Source organism: Brevibacterium sp. HMSC24B04 (genome assembly GCF_001806835.1).
GTDB lineage: Bacteria > Actinomycetota > Actinomycetes > Actinomycetales > Brevibacteriaceae > Brevibacterium > Brevibacterium ravenspurgense.
The window spans coordinates 69,828-87,809 of record NZ_KV786072.1 but is presented as its reverse complement, the minus strand read 5'-3'; the positions used below and the strand labels follow the sequence as shown (position 1 = coordinate 87,809).

Annotated in this window: 12 protein-coding genes; 10 read left to right on the top strand and 2 right to left on the bottom strand. The window is 62.7% G+C overall.

Translation table 11 applies throughout. The features are described from left to right. Nucleotides 1-79 precede the first annotated feature (79 nt). The 4 genes from tig (at nt 80) to clpX (ending at nt 4,423) form a co-directional block, all read left to right on the top strand. Entirely contained in the window at nt 80-1,399 is a 1,320-nt protein-coding gene (gene tig / locus HMPREF3092_RS02260; RefSeq protein WP_070423696.1) for a trigger factor, read from the top strand. A gap of 240 nt (nt 1,400-1,639) precedes the next feature. Continuing rightward, nucleotides 1,640-2,254, top strand: coding sequence for an ATP-dependent Clp protease proteolytic subunit (locus HMPREF3092_RS02255; protein ID WP_019175406.1), 615 nt, complete (start codon nt 1,640-1,642; stop codon nt 2,252-2,254). Between the two features lie 22 nt (nt 2,255-2,276). Next, the gene (locus tag HMPREF3092_RS02250) at nt 2,277-2,942 is read left to right on the top strand and encodes an ATP-dependent Clp protease proteolytic subunit (RefSeq protein WP_070423695.1); all 666 of its coding nucleotides are present in this window, start codon (nt 2,277-2,279) and stop codon (nt 2,940-2,942) included. A 209-nt stretch (nt 2,943-3,151) separates the two neighbouring features. Further along, nucleotides 3,152-4,423: an ATP-dependent Clp protease ATP-binding subunit ClpX gene (gene clpX / locus HMPREF3092_RS02245; RefSeq protein WP_070423694.1), complete on the top strand. Its 1,272-nt coding sequence runs from the start codon at nt 3,152-3,154 to the stop codon at nt 4,421-4,423. Between the two features lie 116 nt (nt 4,424-4,539). Here clpX and valS read toward each other — a convergent pair whose 3' ends face one another. Further along, nucleotides 4,540-7,194 (bottom strand): valine--tRNA ligase, encoded by a 2,655-nt coding sequence (gene valS / locus HMPREF3092_RS02240; RefSeq protein WP_070423693.1) that lies wholly within the window; start codon nt 7,192-7,194, stop codon nt 4,540-4,542. Between the two features lie 159 nt (nt 7,195-7,353). Here valS and HMPREF3092_RS02235 point away from each other — a divergent pair, with 159 nt between their 5' ends. The 5 genes from HMPREF3092_RS02235 (at nt 7,354) to ndk (ending at nt 13,931) form a co-directional block, all read left to right on the top strand. Beyond that, nucleotides 7,354-8,106 (top strand): SDR family oxidoreductase, encoded by a 753-nt coding sequence (locus HMPREF3092_RS02235; protein ID WP_070423692.1) that lies wholly within the window; start codon nt 7,354-7,356, stop codon nt 8,104-8,106. 281 nt (nt 8,107-8,387) lie between these two features. Next, nucleotides 8,388-11,690 (top strand): isoleucine--tRNA ligase, encoded by a 3,303-nt coding sequence (gene ileS, locus HMPREF3092_RS02230; RefSeq protein ID WP_070423691.1) that lies wholly within the window; start codon nt 8,388-8,390, stop codon nt 11,688-11,690. Continuing rightward, complete coding sequence (locus HMPREF3092_RS02225) at nt 11,687-13,066, top strand: bifunctional folylpolyglutamate synthase/dihydrofolate synthase (protein WP_070423690.1); 1,380 nt, start codon at nt 11,687-11,689, stop codon at nt 13,064-13,066. Before ileS ends, HMPREF3092_RS02225 begins: the two co-directional genes overlap by 4 nt. Continuing rightward, nucleotides 13,063-13,509, top strand: a complete 447-nt coding sequence (locus HMPREF3092_RS02220) for a DUF4233 domain-containing protein (RefSeq protein WP_070423689.1) — start codon at nt 13,063-13,065, stop codon at nt 13,507-13,509. The genes HMPREF3092_RS02225 and HMPREF3092_RS02220 overlap by 4 nt, the downstream gene beginning before the upstream one ends. Continuing rightward, entirely contained in the window at nt 13,509-13,931 is a 423-nt protein-coding gene (gene ndk / locus HMPREF3092_RS02215; RefSeq protein ID WP_061943219.1) for a nucleoside-diphosphate kinase, read from the top strand. The genes HMPREF3092_RS02220 and ndk overlap by 1 nt, the downstream gene beginning before the upstream one ends. 124 nt (nt 13,932-14,055) lie before the next feature. Here the strand turns inward: ndk and HMPREF3092_RS02210 are convergent, their stop codons facing one another. Beyond that, the gene (locus tag HMPREF3092_RS02210; protein ID WP_256174359.1) at nt 14,056-14,697 is read right to left on the bottom strand and encodes a vitamin K epoxide reductase family protein; all 642 of its coding nucleotides are present in this window, start codon (nt 14,695-14,697) and stop codon (nt 14,056-14,058) included. Between the two features lie 306 nt (nt 14,698-15,003). Between HMPREF3092_RS02210 and HMPREF3092_RS02205 the strand changes: the two genes are divergently transcribed. Beyond that, a complete protein-coding gene (locus HMPREF3092_RS02205) occupies nt 15,004-17,982 on the top strand; it encodes an Rne/Rng family ribonuclease (RefSeq protein WP_070423687.1) in 2,979 nt (992 codons plus the stop codon).

The following is a 17,982-nucleotide window of genomic DNA, read 5'->3' as shown; positions in this document are numbered from 1 at the left end:
GCGCATGTCTGAGGAAGTTGCCCTTCGGCGTGTCGGCACTCTGGCGACGTTCCCGTTAGTCAATTTGAAGAGGTAGACAGTGAAGAGCTCCGTCGAACGCATTGAGCCCACTCGGGTGAAGCTCAGCATCGAAGCGCCTTACGCCGATCTCAAGCCGAGCGTCGACGAGGCATACAAAGAGATCGCAAAGCAGATCGCCGTTCCCGGCTTCCGCCGCGGCAAAGTCCCCGCGCGCATCATCGACCAGCGTGTCGGTCGCGCTGCTGTCATCCAGGAGGCTGTCAACAACAGCCTCGACGGTTTCTTCCGCCAGGCAATTGCCGACAACGACATCCAGCCCCTGGGCACCCCGGAAATCGAAGACCTCGAAATGCCGGGCCTTGACGGCAAGGAAGAAGGCGACCTCACCTTCACCGTTGAAGTCGACGCCGTGCCGGAATTCGAACTGCCCGAATACTCGAGCCTCGAAGTCGAAGTCGAGCCGCTCGAAGTCACGGATGAAGACGTCGAAAAGGAACTCGATGACCTGCGCAGCCGCTTCGGTTCGCTCAAGTCCGTTGACCGTCCTGCAAAGAAGGATGACTTCGTCACCCTCGACCTGACCGCGAAGATCGACGACGAAGAGATCGACTCGGCTTCTGACATTTCGTACCAGGTGGGTGCAGGCACCATGCTCGACGGCATGGACGAAGCCCTCGAAGGCCTGTCGGCTGACGAAGAGACCACCTTCGAAACGAAGCTCGCAGGTGGGGAGCACGAAGGCGAAGACGCTCAGGTGACCATCAAGCTCACCGCCGTCAAGGAACGCGAACTGCCCGAAGCTGACGACGACTTCGCCCAGCTTGCCTCGGAGTTCGACACGATTGACGAACTCAAGGAAGACCTCAAGACCCAGGCCAAGTCCAACAAGGAACTGCAGCAGGGTGTCGAGGCTCGCGACAAGGTTCTCGAACTGCTCATTGAGAAGCTCGACCTGCCCGTCCCGTCGCGCGTTGTTGAAGAGGAAGTCAAGCGCCACCTCGAAGGCGAAGGCCGCGAAGACGACGAAGAGCACGGTGCAGAGGTCCGCGAGCAGACCGAAAAGCAGCTGCGCGCGCAGTTCATTCTGGACAAGGTGCAGGCGAAGGAAGAGATCGAGGTCACCCAGCCCGAACTCATCGAGTACATCATCACCTCCGCTCAGCAGTACGGCATGAACCCCAACGACTTCGCACAGGCTCTTGACCAGTCCGGTCAGGTCGGCGCTGTTGCCGGTGAAGTCGGCCGCCGCAAGGCTCTCGCCGCTGTTCTCGCCGAAGCGGTCGTCAAGGACACCAACGGTGAGGTCATCGACATGACCGCATTCACCACCGGTTCGGAAGAAGCTGAGGAAGCCGAAGAAGAAGCTTCGGAAGACTGATTCTTCCCCTGCGAAAGCAGGCTGAGCAGACGAGGCGGAGGTTACCTCCGCCTCGTCTGCTTTTGTGTTGGGTCGTACCGGAAGGGCAGCGACCCCGCCCAAACCCTCAGTCCAGAGCACCCTGGGCCGCTCTTTCGGCCGAGCAGGTTTTCACGCTCATGGCGAACAACCGGCAGGGGTGGATTAAAAGTCGGGCTTTGCCGGTTAGGGTCAAGAGAAATCAACCCACAGGAGAAACTTGTGAGCAAACACGAACTGACCACGCCGGTCGCCTCTGAGGGCACGGCGGGCATGGGTTTGGATGACCACATCTTCAACCGCCTGCTGAAAGAGCGGATCATCTGGCTCGGCTCGGAAGTCCGCGACTCCAACGCCAACCGCATCTGCGCCCAGATGATGCTGCTTGCCGCGGAAGACCCCGACCGCGACATCTGGCTGTACATCAACTCGCCGGGCGGTTCCGTCACGGCGGGCATGGCCATCTACGACACCATGCAGTACATCAAGCCCGACGTGGGCACCGTCGCAATGGGCATGGCCGCCTCCATGGGCCAGTTCCTGCTGTCCTCGGGTGCTAAGGGCAAGCGCTTTGCCACCCCGCACGCGCGCATCCTCATGCACCAGCCGCTCGGCGGCATCGGCGGCACCGCCACGGATATCAAGATCCAGGCGGAGCTCATCCTGCACATGAAGAAGCAGATGGCCGAACTGACAGCCGAGCAGACCGGCAAGTCGCTCGAGCAGATCCTCAAGGACAACGACCGCGACCACTGGTTCACCGCAGACGAGGCCCTGGACTACGGCTTCATCGACAAGGTCGTCACCCACGCCGCTGACGTGCCGGACGGCCGCTGAACCGCATTCCCAAGGAGGACAAATGGCTGATCTCTACACCGGCGGTGCCGGATACTACGGCGGAACCGCCGGCAACATGCCGAACTCGCGGTACGTCATGCCCCAGTTCGAAGAGCGCACCCCCTACGGCTTCAAGCGGCAGGACCCGTACACCAAGCTGTTTGACGACCGCGTGATCTTCCTCGGCGTTCAGGTGGACGACACCTCGGCCGATGACGTCATGGCACAGCTCCTGGTGCTGGAAGCGCAGGACCCCGACCGCGACATCACGCTGTACATCAACTCGCCCGGCGGCTCATTCACCGCGCTGACGGCCATCTACGACACGATGCAGTACATCAAGCCGCAGATCCAGACCGTCTGCCTGGGACAGGCGGCCTCTGCTGCCGCCGTTCTGCTGGCTGCCGGCACCCCCGGCAAGCGCCTTGCACTGCCGAACGCTCGTGTTCTCATCCACCAGCCCGCCATGCAGGGCGGCGGACAGGGACAGGCCTCGGACATCGAAATCCAGGCCAACGAGGTCCTGCGCATGCGCGGATGGCTGGAAAACACTCTGGCCAAGCACACCGGGCAGGACGCAGCAAAGGTCAACACCGACATCGAGCGCGACCTGTTCCTCACGGCCGAAGAGGCCAAGGAATACGGCCTGGTCGACCAGGTGCTCACCTCGCGCAAGGGCGTCAACTGACACAGTCAGTCTGAGCACGCGCTTCAGTGCATCGAAGGGCCGTCGGGACACTCCGGCGGCCCTTTGCAGTGGGCGTCTGTGGCCCAGTGCATCGGGTCTCAAACAGACACGCGACAGAAGTCAACGCGCATGTCAGTCCAGTGTGAAAGACTCGGCTAAGTACAGAAATCTGATCTTCCCGGCTGATCCGGGTGCGAAAGGCAGTGTGAATGGCTCGCAGCAGTGAGGGCGCAGAGCTCCTCAAGTGCAACTTCTGCGGCAAATCGCAGAAGCAGGTCCGCAAGCTCATCGCCGGGCCAGGCGTCTACATCTGCGACGAATGCATTGGCCTGTGCAACGAGATCATCGAAGAAGAGCTCGGTCAGCCCGACGCTCCTGCGGAGAAGCTCGAACTTCCCAAACCGCTGGAAATCTACAACCACCTGGATGAGTACGTCGTCGGCCAAGATGCCGCTAAGCGCTCACTGGCTGTTGCCGTCTACAACCACTACAAGCGGATCAACGCTTTGGAAGACGGCAAGGGCAAAGACGACGGCGTGGAGATCGCCAAGTCGAACATCCTGATGGTGGGGCCCACCGGCTCCGGCAAAACCTACCTGGCGCAGACTCTTGCGCGCATGCTCAACGTCCCATTTGCAGTTGCAGACGCCACGGCTCTGACAGAAGCCGGCTATGTCGGCGAGGACGTCGAAAACATTCTTCTTAAGCTCATCCAAGCGGCTGACTTCGATGTTGAGCGGGCGCAGAAGGGCATTATCTACATCGACGAAATCGACAAGATTTCGCGCAAGTCGGAAAACCCGTCGATCACCCGCGATGTTTCCGGTGAGGGCGTCCAGCAGGCCCTGCTGAAGATCCTCGAAGGAACTGTCGCCTCTGTTCCTCCGCAGGGAGGGCGCAAGCACCCCCAGCAGGACTTCATTCAAATCGACACGACGAACGTCCTGTTCATCGTCGCCGGTGCTTTCGCCGGGATGGAGGAAATCGTGGCGGCACGCAAGGGCCGACACGGGGTGGGCTTTGGAGCGCCGATCCACTCTAAGGACGACGAAATCGACCTGTACGCGGAAATGCAGCCCGAAGACCTGCTGAAGTTCGGTCTCATCCCGGAGTTCATTGGCCGTCTGCCCGTGCTGACCGCCGTCGGCGACCTCGACCGCGAATCTCTCGTCACCATCCTGTCCGAGCCGAAGAACGCACTCGTCAAGCAGTATCAGGCAATGTTCGCCTATGACGGCGTCGAACTCGAGTTCTCGCACGAAGCCCTGGAGTCCATTGCGGATCTCGCTCTGCTGCGGGGGACTGGTGCGCGAGGACTGCGCTCCATCATGGAGGAAGTCCTGCAGCCGGTCATGTTCGACCTTCCCAGCCGCGATGACATCGCCAAGGTGCTCGTGACCCGCGAAACCGTTGAAGAAAACGCGGCACCAACGCTGGTTCCGCACAAGCAGACGGGCCAACAGCGCAAGAAGACCGCGTAACCGCGTTTATTGCCCGCGGGCTTAAAGCCCGCCCGGCTGGCAGCCGCACGTGCAGAAAACCCGCAAACACAAGAGCGCGCCGCTTCAAACGGCGCGCTCTGTGCTTTCAGAAGCTGTTACTTCTTGTCTTCGGTCGGTGCGAACTCGACATCGGCAACACGGGGGCCTTCAGCATCCGCGTCCACGTCAAGAACGAGCTCAGTTACCCGGCCGGCGGCCTGCAGGTCGCTCTGTGCGGCCGCGATCGTGTCAATATCAGCCTGTGATGCGCGCAGCGTGGCTTTCACGACCTCGGTGCGCTGCGACACCTTGGCCTCGGTCTTGGTCCGGCGGATCTCTGAGAGCGCCTGCGACACCGTTTCGAGGAACTCAGCCGGGACATCCTGTGCCGGAATGCTGCCGGCGGCAGGCCATGCCTGCGCGTGGACGGAGCCTTTCTGCCACCAGCTCCACACCTCTTCCGTCACAAACGGCATGAAGGGCGCAAACAGGCGCAGCGATGTTTCCAGAGCTGTTGCCAGGGTGACGTGCGCTGACAGCTGCTGTTCTTCGCCGGCCGCACCGTAGGAGCGGTCCTTGATGAGCTCAACGTAGTCATCCGTGAACTCCCAGAAGAAGGACTCGGCCTCCATGAGGGCGTGAGCGTAGTCGTAGTCCTCGAAGAATTTGCCGGCCTTTTCGACGGTTGTCGACAGGGCCGTCAGCAGGGCTTTGTCCAGCGGGTTGATGACAGCGTCGAGCTGACCCACGTGGCCCGCGTGGACACCCTGCGCCAGGGCGAACTTCGAGGCGTTGAGGATCTTCATGGCCAGGCGGCGGCCGATCTGCATCTGGGACACGTCGTAGGCGGTGTCAACGCCCAAGCGTGCAGAGGATGCCCAGTAGCGAACAGCGTCAGGGCCGAATCCCGGCTTGTTTTCCGCCAGGATGTCCGAGGGCACAACAACGTTGCCCTTCGACTTTGACATCTTCTTGCGGTCGGGGTCGAGGATCCAGCCGGACAGGGCGGTGTGCGACCACGGAACGGAGTTGTTGAGCGCATTGGCGCGCACAACCGTGGAGAACAGCCACGTGCGGATGATGTCGTGGCCCTGCGGACGCAGGTCGAATGGGAACACCTTGCTGAAGAGGTCGTCGTCGGTGCTCCAGCCGCCCACGATCTGCGGGGTCAGCGAGGACGTGGCCCACGTGTCGAGAACGTCCGGTTCGCCCATGAAGCCGCCGGGCTGGTTGCGCTGGTCAGCGGTGTAGCCCTCCGGGGTGTCCTGCAGCGGGTCGACCGGCAGGGACTCCGAACTGGGGACAATCGGGTTGTCGTAGTCGGGGTTGCCCTCGGCATCGAGGCGGTACCACAGCGGGATGGGCACACCGAAGTAGCGCTGACGGGACACCAGCCAGTCGCCGTTGAGGCCTTCGACCCAGTTTTCGTAGCGGGCTCGCATGAAGCCCGGCAGCCACTGAAGTTCGCGGCCGCGCGCGATGAGGTCGTCGCGCAGCTCGGCTGAACGACCGCCGTTGCGGATGTACCACTGGCGGCTGGTGACGACTTCGAGCGGCTTTTCGCCGCGCTCGTAGAACGGCACGGGGTGGGTGATCGGCTGCGGAGGCTCGATGAGGTCGCCGGACTCTTCGAGCAGTTCGACGATCGTCTTGCGCGCCGTGAACGTCGTCATACCGGCGAGCTTCTGGTACTGCTCCGCGGCGTCGGCCTTGGCGGAGCCCGAAATCCACTCGGGGGTTTCCAGTTCGAGGCGGCCTGCGCGGTTGACCACGGCACGCAGCGGCAGTTCGAGTTCGCGCCACCACGTGACGTCGGTGAGGTCACCGAACGTACACACCATCGCAATGCCGGTGCCCTTGTCCGACTGGGCGAGTTCGTGGGCGCGGACTTCGACTTCGACACCGAAGATGGGTGACACGTACTTCGTGCCGAACTTGTCCTGGTAGCGCTCGTCATCCGGGTGGGCGACGAGCGCGACCACGGCGGGGATGAGTTCGGGACGTGACGTGAGAATGACAATCGGCTCTGCCGCGGTGTCTGCAAGGCCGTCGGATCCCGCGGGGAAGAAGGTCACCTTGTGGTAGGCGCCTTCGCGTTCGCGGTCTTCGAGTTCAGCCTGGGCGACGGCGGTGCCGAAGGTGACGTCCCACATGGTGGGGGCATCCTGCGAGTAGGCCTGTCCGCGGGAGAGCTCGTCAAGGAACGCCCTCTGCGAGACTTCGCGGGAATGATCGTCGATCGTCCGGTAGGAGTGCTTCCAGTCGACCGAGAGCCCGACCTTCCGGAAGAGGTCTTCGAAGATCTTTTCGTCTTCGCCGGACAGTTCGAGGCACAGTTCGATGAACTTCTGGCGGGACACGTGCTTGAAGTCGCGCGGGTTGCGCGGGACCTTGGTGGGCAGTTCGAAGTCGTCGCCCTCGTACGGCAGGGATGGGTCGCAGGTGACGCCGTAGTAGTTCTGCACGCGGCGTTCTGTGGGCAGGCCGTTGTCGTCCCAGCCCAGCGGGTAGAAGACGTTTTTGCCGGTCATCCGCTTGTAGCGGGCCAGAACGTCCGTCTGGGTGTAGGAGAAGACGTGGCCGACGTGCAGTGATCCCGACGCCGTCGGCGGGGGAGTGTCGATCGAGTAGACCTCGTCGCGCGTCGTGTTGCGGTCAAAGGCGTATGTTTGCTCTTCCGTCCAGCGTGCGTCCCACTTTTCCTGGAGACCTTCGAGGGCGGGCTTGTCAGGCAGATGCACCGAGTCATGTGTGCGAGAACCAAAATCCATAGCGTCATTGTCCCAGACTGCGGCGGGGATGAAAGCCGGGGCGTGTTCCGGCCCGGTTTCCGGGTACGAGGCGGAGCTCGTCTTAGGAGGTGCCGGGTGCCTTTTCTCAACTACAGTGATCGGAGGGCCCTGATGGGCCGGGATCTGAGAGAGGAAGCTATGACTCAACTGCGTGCTGTTGTGACGGGAGCAAGTTCGGGAATCGGCGCTTCGACCGTGGAGAAGCTCACGAAGCTCGGCTGGAGCGTAGTCGCTCTGGCTCGCCGCGAGGATCGGCTTAAGGACCTTGCCGCGAAGACCGGGTGTGAGTACCTGGTGTGCGATGTCGCTGACGACGATTCGGTTGCCCGGGCGGCCGAGCAGATCATCGCGGAAGGCCCCGTGCACGCGCTTGTGGCGAACGCGGGCCTGGCCATCGGCAACGACTGGGTGGAGAACGCCTCGCCGGAAAGCTGGGCACAGGAGTACAACATCAACGTGCTCGGCATTCTTCGCAGCGTGAGGGCATTCCTGCCGGCACTTGAGGCCAGTGGGCGCGGCGACATTCTGCTCATGGGCTCAACCGCCGGTCTCATCCAGTACGAGGGCGGCGGAGGCTATGTCGCTTCCAAGCACGGCGTGCACGCGATCGCCGGCACCCTGCGCCTGGAGCTGGCGGGCCGTCCGGTGCGGGTTATGGAGATCGCTCCCGGCATGGTCGCGACACCGGAGTTCTCGCTGAAGCGGATGGGCTCACAGGAAGCCGCCGACACCGTTTACGAGGGTGTCGAGAACCCGCTGACGGAAGACGACATCGCCGACGCCGTCGTGTGGAGCCTCACCCGGCCCCACCACGTCAACGTCGACCTCATGGTGCTGCGTCCCATCGCTCAGGCAGCCCAGCACAAGGTGGCGCGCAACGCGGGGCTGTGACCAGCCTTCGGGTGCTCCCGCGGTGAGGTAAGATCAGACCTGCGTCGATCCGGCTATCACCGGGGAGCATCCGGAAGAAAAGCCTGTGAAACTTTGGCGAGCTCCGCCTCGTCAGTCCCCAGGCCCAGTAGAACCGGACGGGTGGGCCCGTCACAGCCTTTGAGCGATCCGCGTCAGCGGATAAGCGGGGTGGTACCGCGGCAGCCTTCGGGCAGTCGTCCTCGCACGGATGAAACCGTAAACGGGTTCGGTGCCGCCGGACCCGCGAATAAAGGACGCTCATGACTGAGAACATCTATCCCAAGCAGACGACCTCTGCTTTCGGCATGTCCTCCAGCCCCGACTTCCCGGCGCTGGAAAAGGACGTTCTGAAGTTCTGGAACGACAACAACATCTTCCAGGAATCCATTGACAACCGCGAAGCCGGCAAGAACGGCGAAAATGAGTTCGTCTTCTACGACGGCCCGCCTTTTGCAAACGGTCTGCCGCACTACGGTCACCTGCTGACCAGCTACGTCAAAGACGTCGTACCGCGCTACCAGACCATGCGCGGCAAGCGCATCGAGCGCCGCTTCGGCTGGGATACCCACGGCCTGCCGGCAGAACTTGAGGCCATGCGCCAGCTGGGGCTGAAGACCAAGGACGAAATCCTTGAGATGGGCATTGACAAGTTCAATGCCGCAGCGCGGGAATCGGTGCTGAAGTACACCGACGAATGGGAAGAGTACGTCGGCCGCATGGGCCGCTGGGTCGACTTTGAAAACGACTACAAGACGCTCAACCCCACGTTCATGGAATCCGTGCTGTGGGTCTTCAAGACCCTCTACGACATGGGGCTGATCTACGAGGGCTTCCGCGTGCTGCCCTACTGCTGGTCAGATGAAACCCCGCTGTCGAACCACGAACTGCGCATGGACGACGACGTCTACAAGGACCGCCAGGACCCGGCTGTCACCGTCGGCCTGCGCTGTACGTCCGGTCCGCTGGCTGACTCCACGTTGAAAGACGCCCGCTTCCTCATCTGGACGACCACCCCGTGGACGCTTCCGTCCAACCTCGTGATCGTCGTCGGGGCGGACATCGACTACCTCGTCGTCGAATCCGATGGCCCCACCGGCAGCGCTGAGCGCTACGTCATCGCCAAGGAGCGTCTGGCAGCCTACGCCCGCGAACTCGGCGAAGAGCCGACCGTCGTTGCCGAACTCAAGGGTGCAGACCTGCTGGGCCACACCTACGCTCCGCCGTTCGCCTACTTTGCCGACCACGAAAATGCCTTCCGCATCCTCGAAGGCGACTTCGTCACCACGAGCGACGGTACGGGACTCGTGCACACCGCTGGCGCCTTCGGTGAGGACGACTACGTTGTCACCCAGGCTGCGGGAATCGAAGCCGTCATGCCGGTCGGCCCCGACGGCCGCTTCACCGCGCCAGCTGTCGACTATGTCGACGAACTCGTCTTCGACGCGAACCCTAAGATCATCCGCCACCTCAAGAACGTCACGGCCGGTGAAGGCGAAACCGGTTCCGTCACTGACGGAACTGTTCTGATTCGCCACGAAACCTACAACCACTCGTACCCACACTGCTGGCGCTGCCGCAATCCGCTCATCTACAAGGGCGTGTCCTCGTGGTTTGTCAGCGTCACCGAGTTCAAAGACCGGATGCTTGCCAACAACGAGCTCATCAACTGGGTGCCCGACAACGTCAAGCACGGCCAGTTCGGCAAGTGGTTGGAAAACGCCCGCGACTGGTCGATCACGCGCAACCGCTTCTGGGGCAGCCCCGTGCCGGTGTGGAAGTCGGACAGTCCCGAATACCCCCGCATCGACGTCTACGGCAGCTTCGAAGAGATCGAACGCGACTTCGGCCGCCTGCCGCTGAATCACGACGGCCAGCCGGACCTGCACCGTCCGTTCGTTGACGAGCTGACCCGCCCCAACCCGGACGACCCGACCGGCAAGTCGACCATGCGCCGCGTTGAGGACATTCTGGATGTGTGGTTCGACTCCGGTTCCATGCCGTACGGACAGGTGCACTACCCGTTCGACAACAAGGAATGGTTCGACAACCACTACCCGGCAGACTTCATCGTCGAGTACATCGGGCAGACCCGCGGCTGGTTCTACACGCTGCACATCCTGGCTTCCGCGCTGTTCGACAAGCCGGCGTTCCGCGATGTCATCTGCCACGGCATCGTGCTGGGGTCCGACGGCAACAAGATGTCGAAGTCGCTGCGCAACTACCCGGACGTCAACGAAGTCTTCGACCGCGACGGATCCGACGCCATGCGCTGGTTCCTCATGTCCAGCCCCGTGCTGCGCGGCGGCAACCTCATTGTTACCGAGCAGGGCATCCGCGATTCGGTGCGCCAGATCATCCTGCCGGCGTGGAACGCGTGGCACTTCTTCGCCACGTACTCCAACACGGCAGACGCTCCGGGCGAAACGCCCGCAGAGGGCAAGTCCGGTTCGGGCTACCAGGCTTCTCACCGCTACGAGTCCTCGCAGGTTCTCGACCGCTACCTGCTGGCGAAGACGCGCGACTTCATCGACAGCTTCGCCAAGCACATGGACGAATACGACCTGTGGAGCGCGTGCGGACTGTTCCGCGAGCACCTGGACATGCTCACCAACTGGTACGTCCGCCGTTCGCGCCGCCGCTTCTGGGAAGGCTCGGAAGCGACCCACGAAACCTTCGACGTCTTCTACACGTGCTTCGAAGCGTTCCTCAAGGTCGCTGCACCGCTGCTGCCGTTCACGATCGAAGAGATCTACCGTGGCCTGACGGGGGAGCGCTCCGTTCACCTGGCTGACTACCCGGACAGCTCGCTGTTCGAAGCCAACCCGGAACTGGTCGAGGCAATGGACCTCACCCGGTCCATCTGCTCTGTCGGCTCGAGCCTGCGCAAGGCCGAAAAGCTTCGCGTGCGCCTGCCGCTGGCACGCCTGACCGTCGCAACGGACATCGAATTGGGCGAAGAGTTCACGTCGATCATCGCCGACGAGCTCAACGTGCGCGAAGTCGTCGTCATGCCGGTTGACAAGGCCGAAGAGGCCGGCTTCAAGCTCGAACAGAAGCTCACCGTCAACGCACGTGCCGCAGGCCCGCGCCTGGGCAAGAACGTCCAGGCAGCCATCAAGGGCTCCAAGTCCGGCGACTGGTCCGTCACGGACGGTGTTGTCGTGTCCGGCGGCATCGAACTGCAGGAAGGCGAGTACACCCTCGAGGACGTCGCAGAGTCCGGGCAGGACGGCATCGTGCTGGCTCCCACCGAGTCCGGCTTCGTCGCTCTCGACACGGTCGTAACCGACGAACTGCGGGCTGAAGGCCAGGCGCGCGACACCATCCGCGCCATCCAGAGCGCCCGCAAGGAACTCGACCTGCACGTGTCGGACCGCATCGACGTGGCCATCAGCGTCCCGGCAGAAAGCGCCGAAGCGCTGAGCGCCTACAGCGACCTCATTGCCAAGGAAACGCTGGCCGAAACCCTGCGGATCACACAGGAGCCGCTTGGTGAAGGGCAGGTCTTCGACGCCGCCGAACTCGCCGACGGTGCCGCCGTGCGCGTGGAGAAGCACGCATGACGAACACCGAACCGACGGGCCTGCAGCTGGCTGAGGCCGCGCTGCAGGCCCGCGCGGGCGAAACCGAAATCGAACTGCGCCTGGACGCCACCCTGCGCGCCTGCGAACTGCTCGGTGACATTCACCGAGCCGCGCCGGTCATCATGATCGCGGGCACCAACGGCAAAACCTCCACCGCCCGCATGGTGGACGCGCTGCTGAGCGCTCACGACTTGCGGGTGGGACGCTTCTCCAGCCCCCACCTGCACTCCGTCACCGAACGCATCTCCGTCGACAGCGCACCCGTGTCAGAGGACGACTTCGTACGGGTATTCGCAGAAATCCGACCGTTCCTCGACATGGTCGACGCCGAACTCGCAGGAGACGGGCGGCCGCCGCTGACATATTTTGAAGCGCTGACCGTGCTCGCATTCGCCGTATTCGCTGACGCCCCCGTCGACGTATACGTGCTCGAAGTCGGGATGGGCGGTCAGTGGGACTCAACCAATGTGGCTGACGCTGAAGTGTGCGGATTCACCCACATCAGTCTGGACCACCAGGCGTTCCTCGGAGACACCCTGACCGACATCGCAGCCACAAAGGCCGGGATCCTCGATAGGACACAGGACGACACTCCCGCGCCAACACCGGTGGCGGTCATAGGCAGCCAAGACGACGAGGCGGCAGAAGAACTCGAAAGCCAGCTTGCCAGCCGGGGGCTCACCGGGCGCTGGTTCGGCCGCGAGTTCGAAGTCCTCGAAGCCAAACAGGCCGTCGACGGGCAGCTGTTCTCCATACGCGGGGCCTACGACGTTTACAGCGATCTGTTCCTGCCGCTTCTGGGACGCCACCAGATCGACAACGCAGCTTTGGCGGTTGCCATCGTCGAACAGTTCCTCGGCACGGAAGACAAACCTCTGAACACGGACACGATCGGCACCGGACTGAGTACCGTCACATCGCCGGGCCGCATGGAGGTCATGCGGTCCGACCCGACGATCGTCGTCGACGGCGCCCACAACCCGGACGCGGCAATCGCGCTGCGGGAAGCGCTTGCGGACTCCTTCGACTTCTCGGATGTCGTCGCGGTGGTCGCGGTGTACGAAGACAAAGACGTGCACGGAGTGTTGGAACACCTGTATCGGACCGCCGGCAGGGTCGTCGTGTCTCAGGCTCAGAGTCCGCGCGCTCTGAGCTCGCAGAAACTCGCCGAAGCCGCTGAAGAATGGTGGGATCCGGACGACGTCATCCGAACCGACAACCTCAACGACGCGCTCATGCGCGCAGTCGACCTCGCTCTTGAAGACCCTGAGCGCAGAACGGGAATCGTTGTGACCGGTTCGCTGTCAACCGTTGCCGAGGCCCGCACCCTGCTGGGCCGAAAGGATGCTCAATGACGCAGGAGACCCCTGCTGAACTTCCTCAGCTTCCGCTGAAGTCGAAGCTGCCGATCCTCGGTGGAACCGTTCTGATCTCCGAGGCGATCATCGTCTACTTTGCCCTGCTGGTCGGCTACGGTCTGCAGCCGCTGCCGTTCGGCTGGCTCGTGGCCGGGGCTGTTGTGCTCGGTGCGCTGTGCATCATCGCCACGGCAACCCTGCCGAAGAAAGCCGGCCAGAAGGGCCTGGGCATTGCGCTGGGGTGGATGATTCAGCTGCTGATACTGGCAAGCGGTATTGTTTTGGGCGGACTCGTTGTCGTCGCCGTCGTCTTCGGCGCCATGTGGGCCGTCGGCATCTACTGGGGCCGACGGATTGACCGCGAAGCCACCGCCTACGTCAAACAGGCATATCGGGCGGGCTCACCCGCTTCACCTGACAATCAGGAGAAAGAGGAATGATGAAGGAACGCACACTCGTACTTGTCAAGCCCGATGGCGTTGAACGGGGCCTGGTCGGCGAAGTCATCAGCCGTCTTGAAAAGAAGGGCTACGAAATCAGTGCCCTGAAGATGGTGCAGGCTGATCGCTCCATGCTCAGCGCGCACTACGAAGAGCACGAAGGCAAGCCGTTCTACGAACCGCTGGTCGAATACATGGGCAGTGGACCGTCGGTGGCGATCGTCGTCACTGGCGAAGATGTGATCGAAGCATTCCGCGTCATGGCCGGCACTACCGACCCGACGACCGCCGCTCCCGGTTCCATCCGCGGTGACCACGGTCGCAACTGGGGCGAAAGTGTTGTGAAGAACATCGTCCACGGTTCGGATTCGACGCTGTCGGCAGAACGAGAAATCAAGATCTGGTTCCCCGAGCTCGACTGACCTTTCCAGGCAGACAGAAGCCGGCCCTCCACCTCGTGATTTGAGAACCTCGTCACACGAGGCGGAGGCCGGCTTTTTCTTGTTTCCCACCGGAACCGGTGGGAGGGGTGCGAACCGATCCGGTTCAGACGAGGCTTGAGAAGAACGTCCAGAACTTCGCGACGATGCTCAGGTAGATGAGCGCGAGAGCCGCCACGGACAGAAGAACCGCATGAGACGCGAAGACCTGGATGACGGGGGAGTGCTGGACAGCTGACCCAAAGCCGCCCGTGAGCGCCAGGTGGCCCGCCGTGATGAACCACATCGGAATGACGACGGTCCACACGACAATGCACCACGGGCAGCCGATCCCGATGACGAAAATCGAACTGATGAACAGGAAGATGACCAGTGCGACACCGCCCGTGAGTCCGATCAGCAGACCGATCATGACCCAGCGGGGGATCTCCGTGCGGCTGATCAGAAGGACGCCCAGAAGCAGCGGGAAGATGAACGCGGCAATCCCGATGAGCTGATTGGGAAAGCCGAACACCTGAGCCTGCCAGAAGTTCATGACGGAACCGCACGAAAAGAACGGATTGAAGTCACAGGACAGGACATGCCCGGGATTTTCGAGTTTTTTGATTTTCTCAATCGACAGGTCAAAAGATGCGATCAAGCCGATGACGGCTGTCACCACGAGGAAGATTCCGAAGGGCCTCTTGCGGCTGAACCACGGGGAGGGGACGGAAAGCTCTGCTGTCTGCACACTGGTTCCTGAGGTCATAGAAACATCATCCACCGCTTGAGCCCACCGGTCGAATCGAGGCGGGCACTGCCGGGTGGGACAGCCCGGATTCAGTGTCGTCCCAGGTGCGCTGTGACATAATGAGCATCAGAGCTCCGGCAGAGCAACCGCGCCGGGTGTGCTTCCACCTCTCCGAAGAATTTCGGCCAGGTTCAAGATGAAGCCCTGGGCCACCGCGCTGAGCATTCGCGCGAGCCCACAGCAGCTCACAGACTTTTGTGATTATGACAAGGACATGATCCCGGTCGCGGACGTTGCACCGCTCGATCGGGACAGGAGTTTTCAATGAGTGACACAGTGGATCCCACAGAGGGAATCCTTTCCGACCTCGAAGCGCTGCGCCAGCAGTCCCAGGGGCGCCAGACGCAGGCTGAAGACGACAGCCGTCGCGCAGAGCTTTTGGAGTCGATCGCCGACAAAGCCGGCCAGAAGCGCAATGCTGAAAGCCGCGGCGAAAGCCAGGACGAACCGACAGAAGATCAGGTTGACGACACCGCAGACGTCGACGATTCCGAAGAAGAACACGACCGCGACGCAGAAGACAGCGCTGAGAACGAAGCTGACGACAAAGCTGGCAAAACAGCGTTTTCGGGCGGCCTGTTCTCCAACGCGGCCCAGCCGGAGGTCGCCGGTCTGCCCGTGAGTGCGGCATCCGCCGAACTGCAGACTGCACCCGCTTTCTCCGCACGGGCATCTGAGGATTACGACGACACCGAGGTGGTCCCCGTCACCGCTCCGGCCGGCGGTGCGCTGCTGTTCCAGCAGCCGAAGGCCGAACTGGGCGTTCAGGTGGATCCCGACTGGGAACCTGAAGACGATGACTACGACGATTCGGACGACACCGAGGACTCCGGCGACACTGACTCCGACGGCGGTTTCAACGACGATGAAGGTGGCCGCGAAGGCGGTCGACGCCGGCGTCGACGCGGTGGCCGCGGTCGTCGCTCACGTTCGCGCGATGACCGCGACGACAACGACGACTCGCACGATGATTCGGATGACTCGGACGACTCCGGTTCCGACAGCCGCCGACGCGGCCGTGGCGACCACGGCAGCCGCGGAGACAGCGATCACGACAACCGCACATCGGACGCTGACGACAACGACGGCGATGACAACGACGGCGACAGCGGTCGCAGGCGACGCCGCACACGCCGCCGTGAGCGCGGAAGCCGCCGCACCACCTCGCTGGAAAGCGAAGTCACGGGTATCCGCGGTTCTTCCCGCGTAGAAGCCAAACGTCAGCGCCGTCGGGAAGGCCGGGCCGCTGGGCGCCGCCGCCCCGTCATCACGGAAGCTGAATTCCTGGCCCGTCGCGAATCGGTTGAGCGCGCCATGATCGTGCGCGAAAAAGACGGACGCACTCAGCTCGTTGTCACCGAAGACGGCATCGCCGTTGAACACTACCTGTCGGAGAAGCGCCAGCAGTCCTCGCTCATCGGCAACGTCTACCTGGGTCGCGTGCAGAACGTGCTGCCCAGCATGGAAGCCGCCTTCGTCGACATCGGCAAGGGCCGCAACGCCGTGCTGTACGCCGGTGAAGTCAACTGGGACGCTCTCGGCATGGACGGCAAACCCCGCCGAATCGAAGTCGCACTCAACCCCGGCGATCCGGTGCTCGTCCAGGTGACAAAGGACCCCGTCGGGCACAAGGGCGCGCGCCTGACCGCGCAGATCTCTCTGCCCGGCCGCTTCCTCGTCTACGTCCCCGGCAACCAGATGACCGGCATTTCGCGCAAACTGCCCGACAGTGAGCGCAGCCGCCTGAAGTCGATCCTGAAGGACGCCGTCCCAGACGGCTCCGGCGTCATCGTGCGCACAGCCGCGGAAGGCGCCTCGGAAGACGACCTGCGTCAGGACATCGAACGCCTGCGCAAGCGCTGGGAGACCATCGAGGGCAAGTCCTCGTCCACCAAGGTGCGTGCACCGGAACTCCTGTACAGCGAACCGGACATGATGGTCCGCATCATCCGCGATGTCTTCAACGAAGACTTCAGTGAACTCGTGATCGACGGAAACCGCATGTGGGACGTCATCACCGAATACGTCGAATCCGTTGCACCCGACCTGCGGGATCGCGTATCTCGCTACGAAGGCGACGACGACATATTCGACCACTACCGCGTGTCCGAACAGATCGACAAGGCGCTCAACCGCAAGGTCAACCTGCCCTCAGGTGGTTCGCTCGTCATCGACCGCACAGAGGCGATGACCGTCATCGACGTCAACACCGGCAAGTTCACCGGCTCCGGCGGATCCCTCGAAGAGACCGTCACGAAGAATAACCTCGAAGCAGCCGAAGAAGTCATCCGCCAGCTGCGTCTGCGCGATATTGGCGGCATCATCGTCGTTGACTTCATCGACATGGTGCTTGAATCCAACCGCGACCTCGTGGTTCGTCGCCTGGTCGAATGCCTGGGCCGCGACCGCACCAAACACCAGGTAGCGGAAGTGACCTCGCTCGGGCTCGTCCAGATGACCCGCAAGCGCATCGGCACGGGCCTGGCCGAAGGTCTCGCGGCAGCCGGGGAAGACCTCTCCGGACGCGGCCTTATGCTGCCGGGCACCGAACCGGACCACTCCGGCCGGCAGTACAAGTCGCGCCGCAAGAACCGCGACAACAAGGACAACTCGCGCGGTTCGCACAACAACTCCTCCGGCAGCCAGCAGTCTGAAGAAGACGAAAAGCGCAGCCGGGAGTCCCAGAAGGCCATGGCGGCCATCGCCAAGGCCACCATTCGGGACCACGAGGAACCGCAAGCACCCGCCGAAGCAGACGAGCCAGCGGCCACGTCCGGTGACACGCATGATGTTTCGCATGACGCGGCAGAAGCGGCGAAGACACCGGCAGACAGCGCTGAGCACACCGGTGAGGCCGCACCCGATGATGGCGAACAGCGCGAACGCCGCACGCGTCGTCGCCGCGGAACCCGCGGAGGCGGCCGTCGCATCAAATCGGCCGAGCCGGCTGAGAACACCGAAAACCCTGTCGGTGACGGCACAGACGACAACGATGTAGACAGCAGCTCCGGCAGCGAGGCTGAAGCGGACTCTGCTGCCCGTAAGCAGGCTGAGCCCGTCAGCATGCCGACGCCGGAATCGGAAGGTCTGCTCATGATCGGCGGCGCATCGCAGACGCGGATTCAAAAAGCAGTTCAGAAACCGGAGCCCAGGCCTGAGGAAGCTCCGAAGAAGCAGGAGCCGAAGAAGCCCCAAGCACCTGCTGAACCGGAACCGCCCATCCTCATCATCGGCCAGGACTGA